The sequence below is a fragment of the Paraburkholderia diazotrophica genome (assembly GCF_900108945.1).
In the GTDB taxonomy this organism is placed as follows: domain Bacteria; phylum Pseudomonadota; class Gammaproteobacteria; order Burkholderiales; family Burkholderiaceae; genus Paraburkholderia; species Paraburkholderia diazotrophica.
The window spans coordinates 330,926-348,223 of record NZ_FNYE01000002.1; the positions used below are offsets into that span (position 1 = coordinate 330,926).

Genomic DNA, 17,298 nt, shown 5'->3' on the forward strand with positions numbered 1-17,298 from the left:
AGATGCAGATGCGACGTGTCGAGGAGTCCGTTTTGAAGAGCCATTCCGAAGGCCAAATTGTTCTGCTAGCGCCGATGACGGGGCCCGTCGTCCCGCTCGCGAGCGTGCCAGATCCCGTGTTTTCAGGCGGCATGTTCGGCGATGGAATCGGCATTGATCCACTGGAAGGCAAGCTCGTCGCGCCGTGCGACGGCGTCGTGATGCATCTCGCGCGCACGGGTCATGCCGTCACGATCACGACGGAAGAAGGCGCCGAAGTGCTGCTGCATATCGGCATTGACACCGTCGAGCTGAACGGCAACGGTTTCGCGCCGATGGTCGAACAGGGTGCGAAGGTGCGCAAGGGCGACGTGCTGATCGAGTTTGACCAGGATACGGTCGCGCGCAATGCGCCGAGCCTCGTGTCGGTTGTTGCGATTGCGAATTCCGATGCGTTCGAGATCGTCGAGCGCGCCGAAAGCGGCACGCTGAAGGCAGGCGAATCGCCGCTGCTGACGCTGCGTGCGCGAGACGGCCATGCGGTCGCGGCATCGCGCGAGGCGTCGAGCGTCAGCGAAGAAGCGCGTCAATCGATCGTGCTGACGCATGCGGGCGGCCTGCATGCGCGTCCGGCGGCGCGTGCGCGCGAAGCGGCGCGCGGTCTCGATGCGCGCGTCGAAGTGCGCTTCGAGGGCAAGAAGGCGGCGATCGAAAGCGTCGTCGGTTTGCTGGGGCTGGGCGCGGGGCAGGGCGCGACGGTCGAGATCGTCGGCATCGGCGCGCAGGCTGCGGCCGCCGTCGAAGCCGTCGCGCGCGAACTGACGCGCGAGGCACACGGCGAAGCGGAAGAAAAGCCGGCGCGCGAGATGTCGCCCGTGCCCGTCGCGGTCGCGCCTGCTGCAGGCGGCGCGCCGCTTGCGCCGGACACGCTCGCGGGCGTGTGCGCGGCGCCCGGCATTGCCGTGGGCAAGCTCGTGCGCTGGGACGACGCCGACATCGATCCGCCAGAGACGACGGGCAACACGCCCGCCGCCGAGAGCCGCCAACTCGACAAGGCACTCGCCGCCGTCGATGCTGAACTGAACACGACCGTGCGCGATGCTTCGCAACGCGGCGCGCATGGCGAAGCGGGCATTTTCGCGGTGCATCGCGTGCTGCTCGAAGACCCGACGCTGATCGACGCGGCGCGCGATCTGATCAGCCTCGGCAAGAGCGCGGGCTTCGCGTGGCGCGAGACCATTCGCGCGCAAATCGACGTGCTGTCGAAGGTCGACGATGCGCTGCTCGCCGAGCGTGCCGCCGATTTGCGCGACATCGAGAAGCGTGTGCTGCGCGCGCTCGGCTACTCGAACGCGGCTGCGCGCTCGCTGCCCGACGAGGCCGTGCTGAGCGCAGATGAATTCACGCCGTCGGATCTGTCGTCGCTGGATCGCACGCGCGTCACGGCGCTCGTGATGGCGCGCGGCGGCGCGACGTCGCACGCGGCGATCATCGCGCGTCAGGCGGGTATTCCCGCGATCGTGGCACTGGGCGACGCGCTGCATACGATTGCCGACGGCACCCAGGTCGTGGTCGATGCGACGGCGGGCCGTCTGGAGTACGCGCCGAGCGCGCTCGATATCGAACGCGCGCGCACCGAACGCCAGCGTCTTGCCGGCGTGCGCGAAGCGAATCGCCGCACGTCGCAGCAAGCGGCCGCGACGAGCGACGGCCGCGCGATCGAAGTGGCCGCCAACATCGCAACGCTCGACGATGCGACGGCCGCAGTCGAAAACGGCGCGGATGCCATCGGCCTGCTGCGCACGGAACTGCTGTTCATCCATCGCCAGGCGGCGCCGACCGTCGACGAGCATCGTCAGAGCTATCAGTCGATCGTCGACGCGCTGCAAGGCCGCACGGCTATCATCCGCACGCTCGACGTCGGCGCGGACAAGGAAGTCGATTATCTGACGCTGCCGCCCGAGCCGAATCCGGCGCTCGGCCTGCGCGGCGTCCGTCTCGCTCAGGTGCGTCCCGATCTGCTCGAAGACCAGCTGCGCGGCCTGCTCGCCGTTCAGCCGGCGGGCAAGGTGCGCATCATGTTTCCGATGGTGACGGACGTGGGTGAGCTCGTGCGTCTGCGCAAGCGGATCGACGAGCTTGCCGCCGAAAGCGGCCGCACCGACAAGATCGAAGTCGGCGTGATGATCGAAGTGCCGTCGGCTGCGCTGCTGTCCGATCAGCTGTCGAAGCACGCGGATTTCCTGTCGATCGGCACGAACGATCTCACGCAATACACGCTCGCGATGGACCGCTGCCAGGCCGATCTCGCCGCCCAAGCGGACGGTTTGCATCCGGCAGTGCTGCGCCTCATTTCGGTCGCGGTGCAGGGCGCGCAGAAGCATGGCAAGTGGGTCGGCGTGTGCGGCGCGCTTGCCGGCGATCCGCTCGCGGTGCCGCTGCTCGTCGGCCTCGGCGTGACTGAGTTGTCCGTCGATCCCGTGTCCGTGCCGGGCATCAAGGCGCGTGTGCGCAAACTCGATTATCAGCTGTGCCGTCAGCGCGCGCAGGACGCTCTGGCGCTCGAATCGGCACAAGCGGTAAGAGCCCTGAGCCGCGAACTCTGGCCGCAGGACTGATCGCGCGGCAAGCGCGATTCGTCTTCGGACAGAGCCCGTCGGCTCGACATTTCAACCTGCAAATAAAGCAACGACTCTATTACACGAGACAAAGGAGTGGAGGTATCAATGGATGGGAATCCGTTTCTGAAGATTCAGCGCCTTGGCCGCGCACTGATGCTGCCGATTGCGGTACTGCCCGTGGCCGGCCTGCTGTTGCGCCTCGGTCAGCCCGATGTGTTCAACATCAAGATGATCGCCGATGCCGGCGGCGCGATCTTCGACAACCTGCCGCTTCTGTTCGCGATCGGCGTCGCTGTCGGCTTCGCGAAGGACAATAACGGCGTTGCGGCGCTGGCGGGCGCGATCGGCTATCTGATCGAAGTCGCCGTGATGAAGGACATCAACGACAAGCTGAACATGGGCGTGCTGTCGGGGATCATCGCCGGCATCGTCGCGGGGATGCTGTACAACCGGTACAAGGACATCAAGCTGCCCGACTACCTCGCGTTCTTCGGCGGCAAGCGCTTCGTGCCGATCGTCACCGGGGTCGCGTGTCTGGTGTTGGGCATAGTCTTCGGATACGCGTGGGCGCCTGTGCAGGGTGCAATCGACGCCGCCGGCCACTGGCTGACGACGGCAGGCGCGATCGGCGCATTCGTGTTCGGTTTGCTGAACCGTCTGCTGCTCGTCACGGGCCTGCATCACATCCTGAACTCGCTCGCATGGTTCGTATTCGGCACGTTCACGCCGCCGGGCGGCGCGGCTGTGACGGGCGACCTGCACCGCTTCTTCGCGGGCGACCCGACGGCGGGCACGTTCATGACGGGCTTCTTCCCGATCATGATGTTCGGTCTGCCGGCCGCGTGTCTCGCGATGCTCCATGAAGCGCCGAAGGAGCGCCGCGCGGTGGTCGGCGGCCTGCTGTTCTCGATGGCGCTGACGTCGTTCCTCACGGGCGTGACGGAGCCGATCGAATTCAGCTTCATGTTCCTCGCTCCTGTGCTCTATGCGATTCACGCGGTGCTGACGGGCCTGTCGCTCGCGATCTGCTCGGCGCTCGGCATCAAGCTCGGCTTCACGTTCTCGGCGGGCGCGATCGACTACGTGCTGAACTACGGCCTGTCGACGAAGGGCTGGGAAGCGATTCCCATCGGCCTTGCGTATGCCGTCGTGTACTACGGTCTGTTCCGCTTCTTCATCCGCAAGTTCAACATGGCGACGCCGGGCCGCGAGTCGGAAACGGCGGATGCTGCCACCGAATCGTACGCATCGGCCGGTTACGTGGCGCCCGTCGAAGGCGCAGCGGCAACGTCGTCGACGCGCGCGCAGCGCTATATCGCTGCACTGGGCGGTGCGGCAAATCTGTCGGTGGTCGATGCGTGCACGACGCGTCTGCGTCTGTCGGTTGTCCATGCGGACAAGGTGTCGGAGAACGAACTGAAGTCGATCGGTGCGCGCGGCGTATTGAAGCGCGGCGGGGGCGCAGTGCAGGTCATCATCGGGCCGGAAGCGGACATCATCGCCGATGAAATCCGCGCAACGATCGCGAGCGGCGAAGCGGTGACAACTGTCGTTTCGACTGCTTCGGCTGCTTCGGCGGGCAACACGGCTACGGTTGCCGATGCTTTCCCTGCGGCGGGCAACGGTCCGCTCGATCCGGACCCGCTGCGCTGGCTCGCCGTGTTCGGCGGCGCGACGAATATCGTCTCGCTCGAAGCAGTAGCGGCGACGCGTCTGCGCATCGTCGTGCGCGATCCGTCGGCTGTCGATCGTCAGCGTCTCGATACGCTGAACGTCGCCTGGGTCTCGACGGATACGTTCCATATCGTCGTCGGCGATTCGGCGCAGCGTTACGCGCAGCAACTGTCGACGCGTTTGACGGCTACGGCTTGATGCTCATGGCAGTCTAAGCGTCTTGCGGTAAATAATCGGCGCCCCTTGGGGCGCCGATTTGCGTTGTGCGCCCAGCGCGGGTGCATGTCCTACCGTGAATTCGCCGAAGTGCAACTGCGTGAGGGCGGTCGGTTCTCCGTGTCACGACGGCTCAATTTTGAGCGAGTCAAACTCGACGGCTATTTCTGCGCCGACAGTTGAAAAGAGGTAGGCAATATGGTTCGCGCTATGCGTCCCGAAATGCGCGGATTTTTTCAGCATCGCGATTGCAGCGGGGTATGCCGCGTTGCCGACCGTCAACACCTCGATAGAATTGACGATGTTCAGCAATCCACCGTCAACGATGCTCGCGCGCGTCACACCGCAAAAGGTAACGGTCGCCCGTCGGCTTTGATCGCATAGCCCAAGTATCAGCGTGTTCGGCGTATTGGCTCCGCCCTCCTTGCTCGTCGCAATAACGTCCAGGTACCAGTCGTGAAAGCCGCCGAACTGTTCCAGTGCATCTGTGATCGTCATGGAAAGGTGTCCTAGGGAAGTATGGAAACCGGCCAGCCGTGGTCGCGGCCTTGGTCGTCCCAGTTGTGGGCGTGAGGGTCTGGTTGGCCGTGGTGGTCGTCAAAGTCAATGTCAACGGCTGGCGTGCCGTCTAAGCCATACATCCGCCATTGCTTCTTTTTCTCGGGCGCATTCTCTACCCACGTATTGGGTACACCGTCAAACGGGATTCCGGCCAATTCTGTCGTGTCACCCGACAGTTGATCGGCGCTGTACTCGAACGGCTGTGCATCGCTGAGCGGCGTCGATGTTTCGACGTCAGCATCGGAGCCGTCGGTCAGGCTCTTTGCCAAGTCGGATGTACCGTCGCCACCATCATTCGGGCCCGAATCGCCGCCGAGCACGGTCCCGGCCACAGCTTCGAATGCCCCGGGCAGGCTGAGGCCGTCATCGCCGCCGTCGTCGTTCCTGCTCGCAGTGCTCAACGCGGCGCGCGCGGCCTTCAACTGCGCCTCTACTGTAGACGGATCATATGGTCCCCTCAGGACTGGCTCGCCGTCCCATACCAAAGGTCCCGGCCCCGCATTCCTGAAGACGGCCCACGTCGTGCCGCCACCGCTGCCGAACACGCCACCGCCTGACGCCGCCGGCCAGCGCAGCGGCGCGGGCGTAGGCCTGAAAGTCATCGGAAGTGAGCGCCAGTCGCGGTTGATGACCGGCACAATCATTCCGTCGCGCACGGCGCGTTTGAGCGCACGCTCGATAGCCGCGTTATCGGTCGGCAGGTCCCAATGGACGACGTTCAGGTGATCGGTCAGGAATGATCGGATTGCGTCGATATCCGGGGCACTCGTCCGCCGGAAATCGTAATTGGGACGGAAATACCGGTTGAAGGTGCGCCTGTCATCTTCGATTTCGCGTTCGCGCTCCCGGCGCGTGCCCCAGTCGGCGAAGGCATCCCAGTAGCCACTACCATGCCGATAATATTCCCGTGCGAGCACGAGCGTGCATTGCCACGTCCCAATGCCCAGTGGCACATGAAGCGAGTTATACGACATACATCCGCCCACAGCACCGCATACCGGCCAGTTCGCTACGCGAGCAGTGCTCGATGGCAAGATAAAACGACATCCGACCTCCTCTCGTTATATGAAGGGCGGGTATACCTAGCACGGAAGCGGGGAGGAAAAGTGCGCCACGACAATTTATGACACAAGATGTGCTTGGCCGTTGGGGCTGCATCTCGTTGGATGTTGCGGACATAGCGTGCCCGCGCTTCCATCATGGCGCGTCTCTGTTCAAGCAGATCGGGGCGGTGATAGGCCGCTTCGACACTGTTCGCGACAGTGTGTGCATGCGCACGCTCGGCAAGGATCATGAAACGAGCGTCTATGGCAGTGCGCGAGGCTGCCAGATTTTCAGTGTGTCGAGGTCATGAGACGATAACGGAAGCTACGGCTTTACCCACGCCGCTCCGCCAGCTCAACGCTCGTTCGCGTCGCCATCGACGGCATGGTTCGCTTCGAGCCACATCACGTTGATGATGCCGAACGCGAGCGCGAGACCAATCCCGAGAATCCAGCTGAAGTACCACATGGTCGGCTCCTCTTTTCGAGTCGTGCGTCAGTACATCGAGTGATGGTTCTGCTCGATTGCTTCGGCCGTCACTTTGCCGCGCATCACGCGATACACCCAGCTTGTGTAAATGAGCACGACGGGCAGAAACACGATCACGGCGATAAGCATGATCTGCAGTGTCATCTGACTCGATGTCGAATCCCAGACAGTGAGGCTGCTGCGTCCATCCAGCGACGACGGCATGATGAACGGAAACATCGAGAAGCCCGCCGTCAGGATCACGCCGATCACCATCAGTGATGTCGACAGAAACGCCGTGCGCTCGAAGCGCGAGCTTGCGAGCACCAGCGCGAGCACGCCACCGATGATGCCGGCCAAAGGCGCCGCAGTCATCCACGGATACAGCGAGTAGTTCATGAGCCACAGGCCCGGCGCGCCGATTACGTTTTTCAGCAGCGGATTCGCGACGGTATCGAGCGGGGCCGGTTCGATGATCTGATAGCCGCCGATCAGCGTCGCGATCAGCACGCCCGCGATCAGAAACAGCGAGACGGCGACGAGCGACGCGATGCGCAACGCGACGGACGCGCGCCGCGCGACGATGCCATCCGCTTTCATCTTCACGAACGCCGCGCCGTGCGCCGCGAGCATCGACACGCTCAACAGTCCGCACAGCAGCGCAAACGGGTTGAGCAGCGCGATGAAGCTGCCGTGATAGGTGACGCGCAGTTCCTGATCGAACGCGAACGGCACGCCTTGCAGCAGGTTGCCGAACGCGACGCCGAAGACCAGCGCGGGCACGAAGCCGCCCGCGAACAGCGCCCAGTCCCACGCGCTGCGCCAGCGTGGGTTGTCGCGCTTGCCCCGGTAGTCGAAGCCGACGGGTCGGAAGAACAGCGCGAACAGCACGAGCAGCATCGCGAAGTAGAAGCCCGAGAACGACGCGGCATAAACGAGCGGCCACGCGGCGAACATCGCGCCGCCAGCCGTGATGAGCCACACCTGGTTGCCTTCCCACGTCGCGCCGACGGTATTGACGACGATGCGCCGCTCCGCGTCCGTTTTGCCGATGAACGGCAGCAGCATGCCCGCGCCCATGTCGAAGCCATCGGTGAGCGCGAAGCCGATCAGCAGTACGCCGATGAGCGCCCACCAGATCAGTTTGAGAGTTGCGTAATCCATGGCGTCATGTCCCGTGATGCAAGCGTCTCGATGCCGTTCATGCTCATGCGGCCGTGTTCGCGCCGACCGTCGTCGTCTCGGTCCGCTCGTGGTGATAGCGACCCGTGTGCAACGACGACGGACCGAGCCGCGCATACTTGAACATCAGCGTGATCTCGATGATGAAGAGCGCGGTGTAGAACACGACGAATCCGGCGAGGCTCAGATACAGATCGCCGGCCGTCAGACTCGAGGCGGACAGCGACGTCGGCAGAATGCCCGCGATGGTCCACGGCTGGCGTCCCAGTTCGGCGACGACCCAGCCGAATTCCGCCGCCAGCCACGGCAGCGGAATCGCCCACACGGCCCAGCGCAGGAACCAGCGACGGTTGTCGCGCAGCAGCGTGCGCTGCGCGCAGAAGAAGAACGCGAGCACGAATGTCGCGAGGAACAGCAGGCCGAGGCCGACCATCAGCCGGAACGACCAGAACACGGGCAGGACGGGCGGGACCGTTTTCTTCGCAGCCTGCTTGATCTGATCAGCCGAGGCGTCGGTGACGTTCCGCGTGAACTGCTTGAGCATCAGGCCGTAGCCGAGGTCCTGCTTGTGCGCGTCGAACGACGCGCGCGTTTCGTCGCTCGTATCGCCCTGCTTGATCTTTTGCAGCGCGCCGTACGCGATCATGCCGTTCCTGATGTGCGCTTCGTTGCGCGCCATCAGATCCTTGAGCCCGACGACGGGTTCGTCGAGCGAACGCGTCGCGATGATGCCGAGCGCGTAGGGCACACGCAGCGCGTAGTCGGTGCGTTCTTCCTGCTGATTCGGGATGCCGAAGATCGTGAACGGCGCGGGCGGCGGTGCCGTTTCCCATTCCGATTCGATCGCGGCGAGTTTCATCTGCTGGACTTCGCCCGTCGTGTAGCCCGATTCGTCGCCGAGCACGATTACGCACAGTGTCGACGCGAGGCCGAATCCCGCTGCGATTGCGAACGAGCGCAACGCAAATTCGGTATCGCGGCGCTTGAGCAGATACCACGACGACAAGCCGAGCACGAACATCGACGCCGTCACATAACCCGCCGATACCGTGTGCACGAACTTCACCTGCGCGACGGGGTTGAAGATCACGGCGAAGAGACTCGACAGTTCCATGCGCATCGTCTCGTAGTTGAACTCGGCGCCGACGGGATTATTCATCCAGCCGTTCGCGATGAGAATCCAGAGCGCGGACAGATTCGAGCCGAGCGCGACGAGAAACGTGACCATCAGATGCTGGACGCGGGACAGCCGGTTCCAGCCGAAGAAAAACAGCCCGACGAAGGTCGATTCGAGAAAGAACGCCATCAGCCCTTCGACGGCGAGCGGCACGCCGAAGATGTCGCCGACATAGTGCGAGTAGTACGACCAGTTGGTGCCGAACTGGAATTCGAGCGTGAGCCCTGTGGTGACGCCCATCGCGAAGTTGATGCCGAACAGCTTGCCCCAGAACTGCGTCATGTCCTTGTAGATCGGCTTGGCCGTCATCACGTAGACGCTCTCCATGATGACGAGCAGCCACGACAGTCCGAGCGTCAACGGTACGAAGAGAAAGTGATACAGGGCCGTAACGGCGAATTGCAGACGCGAAAGGTCGACGACATCGCTAGCGGGCATGGTTGTCACCTTGGGAGGGAGGCGAGACGGGCACGGAGAGCAGTGCCTGGGCGACCTGCGCGGGCGGCAGTGACATGTGCTGCGCCTGCGGATGATCGAAGAACGCGAGCTTGAGCGCGAGCAGAAGCGCGAATTTGACGGCGAGGACGATCGCGATATCGCGTGCGAAGGTCGGGCCGCGGGCCCACGCGACGATGCGGCTGCTGAGCGCGCGGCGTGAAGGATTCCTATGATTGAGCGTTATGGCCATGATCGATTGGCAACGACACCGCGCCGGATGCTCCGGCAGGACCCAGCGCCGGAGACAGCCGCACTGGCGCATGCATAACGATTGTAGGAATAGTCTGTCGGTTGGAGGCGCGTCATCGCGTCGCGAGCCCGGCAATGCTTCACCACTAATAGGCCACCTTCCGCATCAGGTCAAGGCGAGCGCTCGCCGGTGACTCGCGGTGATGCAGCTTCTGACGATGCCAAACAAAAAGCCCTGCCTTCTTTCGAAAGGCAGGGCTCGGCGGAGGTTCGATGCGGCTTTCAGCCGCCCGATGCTTCTATGACTGTTTCTCCGACGTTACGCATACTCGGCTAGCGCGGTGCGCATCTTCTTCATCGCGCTTGCTTCGATCTGACGGATGCGCTCAGCCGACACGCCGAATTCGTCGGCGAGTTCGTGCAGCGTCGAGCCGCCCGACCCGTCGTCTTCCACTTGCAGCCAGCGCGCTTCGATGATGCGGCGGCTGCGCGGATCGAGCGACTCCAGCGCGCTCGCGATACCGTCGCTTTGCAGGCGGTCGCGCTGGCGCGCAGCCAGCACGGCTGTCGGCTCGTTGTGCGAATCGGCCAGGTAGGCGATCGGGGCGAATGCTTCTTCGCCGTCCTCGACCTGTCCTTCGAGCGCGATATCGCCGCCCGACAGACGCGTTTCCATCTCGGCCACTTCCTCGCGCTTCACGTTCAGCTCTTTCGCGAGACCGTCGATCTCGTCAGGCGTGAACGACTGCAACCCTTGCTTGTGGCTGCGCAGGTTGAAGAACAGCTTGCGTTGCGCCTTGGTCGTCGCCACTTTCACCGTGCGCCAGTTGCGCAGGATGTATTCGTGGATCTCAGCCTTGATCCAGTGCATCGCGTACGACACGAGGCGCACGTTCTGCTCCGGGTCGAAGCGCTTCACGGCCTTCATCAGGCCGATGTTGCCTTCCTGGATCAGGTCGGAGTGCGGCAGACCATACCCGAGGTAGTTGCGCGCGATCGACACGACCAGTCGCAAATGCGACAGGACGAGCCGGCGCGCGGCGTCCAAGTTGTTGTGCTCGCGGTATTCGGTGGCGAACTGGCGCTCTTCTGCCGGCGTCAGCATCGGAATCCGGTTCACGGCCTGGATGTAGGCGTCGATATTGCCCAGCTGGCCGGGCAGAAGAGAAGCATGCGAGAGCGTCAGCGCACCTGCCGAACCGGCCTTGGCCGACGACGGGCTCAGAGTACTCGGAAGGGTCAATGTGTTGCTCACGTAGCAAACTCCTTTATTCAGACAAAAGTATGGCAAAGCCAGACCACGATGGATGTTAGCACTCTCGTATGCAGAGTGCTAATACTTAGAGCCCATAGGGATATCCAAGTTCCCAATCGCCTATCGAAATTCACATGTCAATAGTATTGTACCTCGTCTGCTAGTTCTCTACCGAACGCGTAGCATCCATCGCCTGAAGCAGGAAATCGCAATCATCAGTAAGATTTTTTCAGAAACGGAACCAGTTATTTGCGACTTTTCGGTTGTTTTTAAAGGGTCCGATAATTGCTGCCGTCTCTAAAATGTCGCTGCGCGAGCTTTGCCGCTCAACCCTGAAATCTCAGTGGACACACGATGGAAGAAAAGAACAAGGCTTGGTGTGGTCTGGTACTTAGGTGCGCTGCAGCGGTGGCGTTTTTGGGCGTGTGCGAGTCCGCTTTGGCGGACCAGTTGGGCATGCAGATTGCAAGCGGCCTCGGCGATCACCATGTGCGCAAGCTCGATCTGGGCTTCGTCTGGGACCCGAATCTGACCTGGTGGGAAATCGGCGGCTGGCACTTCGCGCTGATCGGCGAGGCGCACGCCGCGTGGTGGCATACGGACGAAGGCAACGTCCACAACAACATCGGCGAATTCGGCGTCACGCCCATTGTGCGGTTCATCAAGGGCTCGGGAGCGTTCCGGCCGTTCGTCGAGGCGGGCGTCGGCGTGCGCGTGCTGACCAGTCCGCGAATTTCTTCGACCTTCTCGTTGGGCTCCGCGTTCCAGTTCGCCGACATGGTGGGCGCGGGCGCGCAATTCGGCTCGCATCAGCAGTATGAGCTTGGCTATCGTTTTCAGCATGTCTCGAACGGCGGTATCAAAGAGCCGAATCCTGGTATAAATTTCCACCAGGTTTACGTGCAGTACAACTTCTGACGACGGCCGCCGTTGCAGGCCCTGTCGTCCTGGGGGCGAACGCAATGGCGGCAAAAGTGATCGAGGCGATTCGCGGGCTGGAGCGCGATCGCTTTCGCGCGATGGTCGAAGGCAATGGGCAGCAGCTCGACGCGCTGCTCTCCGACAACGTCATTTACGTCCACACGAACGGCAAGCGCGAGTCGAAGCAGCAGTTCATCGACGCGATCACGGCCGGACGCCGCCGCTATCGGCAGATCGAGATCCAGTCGCAGGATGTGCTGCCCGTCGGCCGCGAGACGTGCGTGGTCACGGGGCGCGCGCTGATCGAGATGGAGGCCAACAGCGGCGCGCTGCTCTTTCCGATCGCTTACACCGCAATTCAGGCGCAGGAAGACGGAAGGTGGCGGCTGATCGCCTGGCAAGCGACGCGTTGCGCAATCGAGTGACGCGGATCGCGCAATCACTCTGTTACTGACGGCGCCGCCTCGTGAGCGGGCCGTGTGCGCCGCGGTGATGTGAACCGTCGGCGCTGGCGCTTGGGCGTTGCTACCCGCGCGTCTTGCCAGCGGGGCCTCGCGTTTATCCCCAGTTTTACGCCGCAACCCGCCGGTCCACCGTCGGCCAGACCGCGCGATTGACGCCGCTGACGACGGCATCGACTACTGCCACCATTTCATCTTCCGCGACGCCTACCCCGTGCCGCATCGGCTGCTCGCCGACACGGCAGCCGACAAACACGGCCGTGCGCCCGTCCGTCGTGCGTGCGGTCTCGAACGACGTGATGTCGACGGGCTGCTTCGCCGCCACCGACATTTGCTGCGCGACGGCCTTTGCATATGCCTCGTGACCGTCGACGCGGGTCGCCGCCGTCGCGGGCACGCCGATCTCGCGCTTGTTCCAGCGGACCGTCGATCCGTTCACGCGCTGCGCCGGACCTTCCGTCTGGAAGTATTCGCGCGCGAAGAGCGCGCAGATCGCGTCGCCCGTCACTTCTTCGCCCGACTGGTCGGCGACTGTCTGCACGGCGTGGCTGAATTCGATCTGCACGCGGCGCGGCGGCGCGAAGCCCATGCCGCGTTCGAGCAGATACGTCGCGCCGCCCTTGCCGGACTGGCTGTTCACGCGAATCACCGCGTCGTAGCTGCGTCCGACGTCGGCGGGATCAACGGGCAGATACGGCACTTCCCAGATGGCGCCCGCTTTCTGCTGCGCGAAGCCCTTGCGGATCGCGTCCTGATGCGAGCCGGAAAACGCCGTGTAGACGAGATCGCCCGCATACGGATGGCGCGGATGCACGGGAATCTGGTTGCAGCGCTCGACGACGCGCCGCACTCCGTCGATATCCGAGAAGTCGAGCCCCGGATCGACGCCCTGCGTGTACAGGTTCATCGCGAGCGTCACGATGTCGACGTTGCCGGTGCGCTCGCCGTTGCCGAACAGGCATCCTTCGACGCGATCCGCGCCTGCCATCAACGCGAGCTCGGCCGCCGCGACGGCCGTGCCGCGATCGTTATGCGGATGCACCGACAACACGATGCTGTCGCGGTAGCCGAGATTGCGGTCCATCCACTCGATCTGATCGGCGAAGACGTTCGGCGTCGCGGCTTCGACGGTGGCGGGCAGATTCACGATCATCTTGTGATCGCGCGTCGGGCGCCACGTCTGCGCGACGGCATCGCAGACTTCGCGCGCGAACGGCAGCTCGCTCATGCTGAACGTCTCCGGCGAGTACTGATAGGTCCAGTGCGTCTGCGGACGGGCATCCGCGTGCTCGCGGATCATGCGCGTGCCCGCGACGGCCAGCGCCTTGACCTCTTCCTTCGACTGGTCGAACACGATCTTGCGGAACGACGGGCAGATCGCGTTGTACAGGTGGACGATCGCGCGCGGCACGCCTTCGAGCGCCTCGAACGTACGCGCGATCAACTCTTCGCGCGATTGCACGAGCACTTCGATCGTCACGTCGTCGGGAATGCGCTTTTCGTCGATCAGCTGGCGGACGAAGTCGAAATCGGTTTGCGACGCCGACGGAAAGCCGACTTCGATTTCCTTGAAGCCGATCTGGACGAGCATCTCGAAGAACTCAGTCTTTTGCTCGATGCTCATCGGCTCGATCAGCGACTGGTTGCCGTCGCGCAGATCGGTGCTCATCCAGATGGGCGCGCGCTCGATCGCGCGGCTGGGCCATTTGCGCCCGGTCAGACGGACGGCGGGGAAGGGGCGATATTTCTCGGCAGGGTTGCGCAACATGGTGAGCCTCGTTCGTTTCGTTTAGTCGTGTGCTGGGTGATGTGGCGTCGAGCGGCTGGCGGGCTGCCACGGATGCACGTCCCGCAAGCCGGGCGCTAGCGGGAGCAACGAGCGGGCGCGGACGAAGAACATCGTCGGGACGACGACGCAGGCAACGATCGGTACTGAAGCCCATGCAACGTGCATTTGACCCTCGCGATTCGTCCGAGCGGTAAACGGACGAATACAGACGACTACAGGTTTTGAAGGAACTACGGACTGGGGTGAATCAGGAACAACAGGAACTGCTTGGGAGGACCGCGTGAGCCGCTGTGGCAACTGCGCGCGGCGCTACGCCTGGCTTACGCTAGACGTAGCGATAGGGGCCGCGCTAGGCGGCCGAGGGTAATTCGGAGGGTGTTCGGGTAAGAACGCATTCGCAGAAGATAAGCGAGGCCATGCGTGGCTGTCAACACGCCGCGGCTTCGCGATGCTCTTCTGACCGTGCTCGCCGCGGCCATTCGCGGCGGTTCACAACGTTTGTGAAGCAGCTGTATGCCTTCATCAGGCGGCCTTCCTGGCGATGTCGACGATCAGCTCGACCTGACGCGTGATCGCGGCCGGCACAGGCGCTTCGCCGCGCAGAACGGACTCGATCCAGGCCGCCGTCGTCGGCGCGTCGCGTCCTTCGGGCAGTTCGACTTCGGGCGCATCCGGCGACGAGCGCTCGGCGGCGACGCGCGTTTCGCAAATGCCGTCGTGCAGCCAGTCGATCTGCACCTGGCGGCGCGTATCGGCGACCGCTTCGCCTTCCGTGCCGCGCGCGAGCAGTGCGTCGCCAATGGCCGCGTCCGGATGCGAGACGAACAGCTGCGTCAGGCTTTCGCGGTACGGCGGGTGCGTGTAGTTCACGAGCCGCAGACCTGCGGGCGCGAACGGCTGGAGGATCTTCACGAGCGTGTGCGTCGAATTGCGCACCCCCATCCGCCGACGCAGCGACAGCAGCCGCGCGAGCTTCGGCGCGAGCGTTTCGATGGGCGCGAACGCGATGCGCCGGTTCGCAAGGCCCGCTTCGATATCGGCGTGCGTTTGTGCCGGCGCGACGTTTAGATGGGCGAAGATTTCCGCGCTCGTCACGCGGCCGGGGTCTTCCGTGACGCCATGAACCAGCACGGGCACGCCCTCGCGCGCGAGCAGCAACGCGAGCAGCGGAACGAGGTTCGGCTGCTTGCGCGCGCCGTTGTAGCTCGGGATCGATACGGCCTGGTGCGCGTCGTGCGTCACGTTGACGGGTGCGAACGACGCATGGGCCGCCGCCAGCATCGCGGCCAGTTCATCAGCGGATTCCCCTTTCACGCGATACGCGAGCAGGATCGCGCCCAGTTCCAGGTCGGACACGCGGCCGTCGAGCATCGCGGCGTAGAGCGCATGCGTGTCGTCGGGCGTGAGCGCGCGCGCGCCATTGGGGCCGCGCCCGATTTCCTTGATGAAGCGGGCGCAGGGGAAAGGAGCGGCAGTGTCGGTGAAATCGGTCATCGGGCAAATCGGTTTTGTGGGGACAGCGGACAACTAGACTTCGCACTGGCTCGGCGAGCGAGCCAGGCGCAGGCTATGTGGCGACGGCCGTTTGGTCTTGATTCTGTTCAGTATCGCACGCTGCGCATGCCTTCAGAATTCGAGCGAATTGTTAGCCTGCATCGAAGGTTAAGGCATGGCTGCGAGGCTCGCCACCTGGCCGTTCGGCCAGGCTACACGCGTGACGGCGTCGCGTTACACTCAATGCTTCGCCGCGTCGGGCGGCTCAATCAATAGAAGACGGAGAACGGAATGGGTTACGTGTTTGCGCCAGCGCGAGTGACGGCAGTGCCCGTCGTCGGATCGGACGATCAATTCGCGGTGCGCCGCATTTACTGTGTCGGCCGGAACTACGAGGCGCACGCACGCGAAATGGGCCACGATCCCGATCGCGAACCGCCGTTCTTCTTCGCAAAGCCCGCCGACGCCGTGCTGTACGTGGCGCCGGGCGCGACGGGCGAATTCACTTATCCGGCGCAGTCGAAGAACGTGCACTATGAGATGGAACTCGTCGCGGCAATCGGCAAGGCCGGCAAGAACATTTCCGCCGACAACGCGCTCGACCACGTCTACGGTTACGCGCTCGGGCTCGACATGACGCGCCGCGACCTGCAGGCCGAGGCGAAAAAGCTGGGCCGTCCGTGGGACACGGCAAAGGGCTTCGACCAGTCGGCGCCGCTCGGCCCGATTCATCCCGTGTCGAAAGTCGGTCACGTGGGCAAGGGCGCGATCTGGCTCACCGTCAACGGCGAGGAGAAGCAGCGTTCGGATGTGTCGCAACTGATCTGGTCGGTGGCGGAGACGATCGCGTATCTGTCGACTTTCTTCGAACTGCAACCGGGCGACCTGATTTTCACAGGCACGCCGGAAGGCGTCGGCGCGGTCGTGCAAGGCGATCTGATGAAAGGCGGCGTGGACGGGCTGGGCGAGTTCAGCGTGCGCGTCGTTTGATGATGTAGAAGTGAGTAGGGGAGGACAACACAATGAAGCTGTACAGCTACTTTCGTAGTTCCGCGTCGTATCGCGTGCGCATTGCGCTGAATCTGAAGAACCTGCCGTATGAGTACTTGCCGGTGCACATGCTGCGCGATGGCGGCGAGCAGTTCAAGCCCGAGTATCGCAAGCTCAATCACGACGCCGTCGTGCCCACGCTGGTCGACGACGGCACCGTACTGACACAGTCGATCGCGATCGTCGAATATCTGGAAGAGACGCATCCCGAACCGGCGCTGCTGCCGTCGACACCTGCGGACCGCGCGTATGTCCGCTCCATCGCGCTGCAACTCGCGTGCGAGATTCACCCGTTGAACAATCTGCGCGTGCTGAAGTATCTGAAGCGCACCGTCGGCGTGAACGACGAGGCGAAGGACGCGTGGTATCGCCACTGGATCAGTTCGGGCTTTGCGGCGCTCGAAGAATATCTGGTCGCGGATGGGCGCGCGGGCAAGCTGTGCTTCGGCGATACGCCGACTCTGGCGGATATCTGTCTCGTGCCGCAGGTGTTCAACGCGACGCGCTTCAACGTCGATATGAGTCCGTATCCGACCATCCAGCGCATCTGCGACTACGCGAATACGCTCGATGCGTTCGCGCGCGCAGAGCCCGGCGTGCAGCCCGACGCCGAGTAAGGTCGCGGCCTTCGAGCAGCCGCCTATCGCGATGCTCAAAGGGTGACGGCAACAAAAAGGGCGTCATGCAAACACATGACGCCCTTTGTACCCGGTGCCTGG

15 protein-coding genes are annotated in these 17,298 nt (G+C 63.5%); 6 read left to right on the top strand and 9 right to left on the bottom strand.

Annotated elements, in window-relative coordinates; all coding sequences use genetic code 11:
• Positions 1 to 8: 8 nt before the first annotated feature.
• On the top strand, positions 9 to 2,597 hold the full coding sequence (gene ptsP, locus BMW76_RS04205) for a phosphoenolpyruvate--protein phosphotransferase (protein ID WP_090863614.1): 2,589 nt from the start codon (positions 9 to 11) through the stop codon (positions 2,595 to 2,597).
• A gap of 108 nt (positions 2,598 to 2,705) precedes the next feature.
• Positions 2,706 to 4,472, top strand: coding sequence for an N-acetylglucosamine-specific PTS transporter subunit IIBC (nagE, locus tag BMW76_RS04210; RefSeq protein ID WP_090863311.1), 1,767 nt, complete (start codon positions 2,706 to 2,708; stop codon positions 4,470 to 4,472).
• A 141-nt stretch (positions 4,473 to 4,613) separates the two neighbouring features.
• Here the strand turns inward: nagE and BMW76_RS04215 are convergent, their stop codons facing one another.
• The 7 genes from BMW76_RS04215 to rpoH form a co-directional block, all read right to left on the bottom strand.
• Positions 4,614 to 4,988, bottom strand: a complete 375-nt coding sequence (locus BMW76_RS04215; RefSeq protein WP_090863314.1) for a hypothetical protein — start codon at positions 4,986 to 4,988, stop codon at positions 4,614 to 4,616.
• 11 nt (positions 4,989 to 4,999) lie between these two features.
• Positions 5,000 to 6,025, bottom strand: a complete 1,026-nt coding sequence (locus BMW76_RS04220) for a hypothetical protein (protein WP_090863317.1) — start codon at positions 6,023 to 6,025, stop codon at positions 5,000 to 5,002.
• A 424-nt stretch (positions 6,026 to 6,449) separates the two neighbouring features.
• Positions 6,450 to 6,563 (bottom strand): cytochrome bd-I oxidase subunit CydX, encoded by a 114-nt coding sequence (cydX, locus tag BMW76_RS04230; protein WP_090863323.1) that lies wholly within the window; start codon positions 6,561 to 6,563, stop codon positions 6,450 to 6,452.
• A 27-nt stretch (positions 6,564 to 6,590) separates the two neighbouring features.
• Positions 6,591 to 7,727 carry a cytochrome d ubiquinol oxidase subunit II gene (cydB, locus tag BMW76_RS04235; RefSeq protein WP_090863326.1) on the bottom strand — a complete coding sequence of 379 codons (1,137 nt, stop codon included), beginning with the start codon at positions 7,725 to 7,727 and terminating at the stop codon, positions 6,591 to 6,593.
• A gap of 43 nt (positions 7,728 to 7,770) precedes the next feature.
• Complete coding sequence (locus tag BMW76_RS04240) at positions 7,771 to 9,360, bottom strand: cytochrome ubiquinol oxidase subunit I (protein ID WP_090863328.1); 1,590 nt, start codon at positions 9,358 to 9,360, stop codon at positions 7,771 to 7,773.
• Entirely contained in the window at positions 9,350 to 9,610 is a 261-nt protein-coding gene (gene cydP / locus BMW76_RS04245) for a cytochrome oxidase putative small subunit CydP (protein WP_090863337.1), read from the bottom strand. Before cydP ends, BMW76_RS04240 begins: the two co-directional genes overlap by 11 nt.
• A gap of 318 nt (positions 9,611 to 9,928) precedes the next feature.
• Complete coding sequence (gene rpoH, locus BMW76_RS04250; protein WP_090863340.1) at positions 9,929 to 10,864, bottom strand: RNA polymerase sigma factor RpoH; 936 nt, start codon at positions 10,862 to 10,864, stop codon at positions 9,929 to 9,931.
• A 354-nt stretch (positions 10,865 to 11,218) separates the two neighbouring features.
• On the opposite strand from rpoH, the gene BMW76_RS04255 reads away from it, so the two are divergent.
• Positions 11,219 to 11,782: an acyloxyacyl hydrolase gene (locus tag BMW76_RS04255; RefSeq protein ID WP_090863343.1), complete on the top strand. Its 564-nt coding sequence runs from the start codon at positions 11,219 to 11,221 to the stop codon at positions 11,780 to 11,782.
• A gap of 44 nt (positions 11,783 to 11,826) precedes the next feature.
• On the top strand, positions 11,827 to 12,210 hold the full coding sequence (locus BMW76_RS04260) for a nuclear transport factor 2 family protein (RefSeq protein ID WP_090863346.1): 384 nt from the start codon (positions 11,827 to 11,829) through the stop codon (positions 12,208 to 12,210).
• Positions 12,211 to 12,355: 145 nt separating this feature from the next.
• Here BMW76_RS04260 and leuA read toward each other — a convergent pair whose 3' ends face one another.
• Together leuA and ybiB are read right to left on the bottom strand one after the other, a co-directional pair.
• Entirely contained in the window at positions 12,356 to 14,014 is a 1,659-nt protein-coding gene (gene leuA, locus BMW76_RS04265) for a 2-isopropylmalate synthase (RefSeq protein ID WP_090863347.1), read from the bottom strand.
• Between the two features lie 543 nt (positions 14,015 to 14,557).
• A complete protein-coding gene (gene ybiB / locus BMW76_RS04270; RefSeq protein ID WP_090863348.1) occupies positions 14,558 to 15,529 on the bottom strand; it encodes a DNA-binding protein YbiB in 972 nt (323 codons plus the stop codon).
• Positions 15,530 to 15,820: 291 nt separating this feature from the next.
• On the opposite strand from ybiB, the gene BMW76_RS04275 reads away from it, so the two are divergent.
• Positions 15,821 to 16,519 carry a fumarylacetoacetate hydrolase family protein gene (locus BMW76_RS04275; RefSeq protein ID WP_090863349.1) on the top strand — a complete coding sequence of 233 codons (699 nt, stop codon included), beginning with the start codon at positions 15,821 to 15,823 and terminating at the stop codon, positions 16,517 to 16,519.
• A gap of 32 nt (positions 16,520 to 16,551) precedes the next feature.
• Positions 16,552 to 17,196 (top strand): maleylacetoacetate isomerase, encoded by a 645-nt coding sequence (gene maiA, locus BMW76_RS04280; protein ID WP_090863350.1) that lies wholly within the window; start codon positions 16,552 to 16,554, stop codon positions 17,194 to 17,196.
• The last annotated feature ends 102 nt before the right edge of the window (positions 17,197 to 17,298 follow it).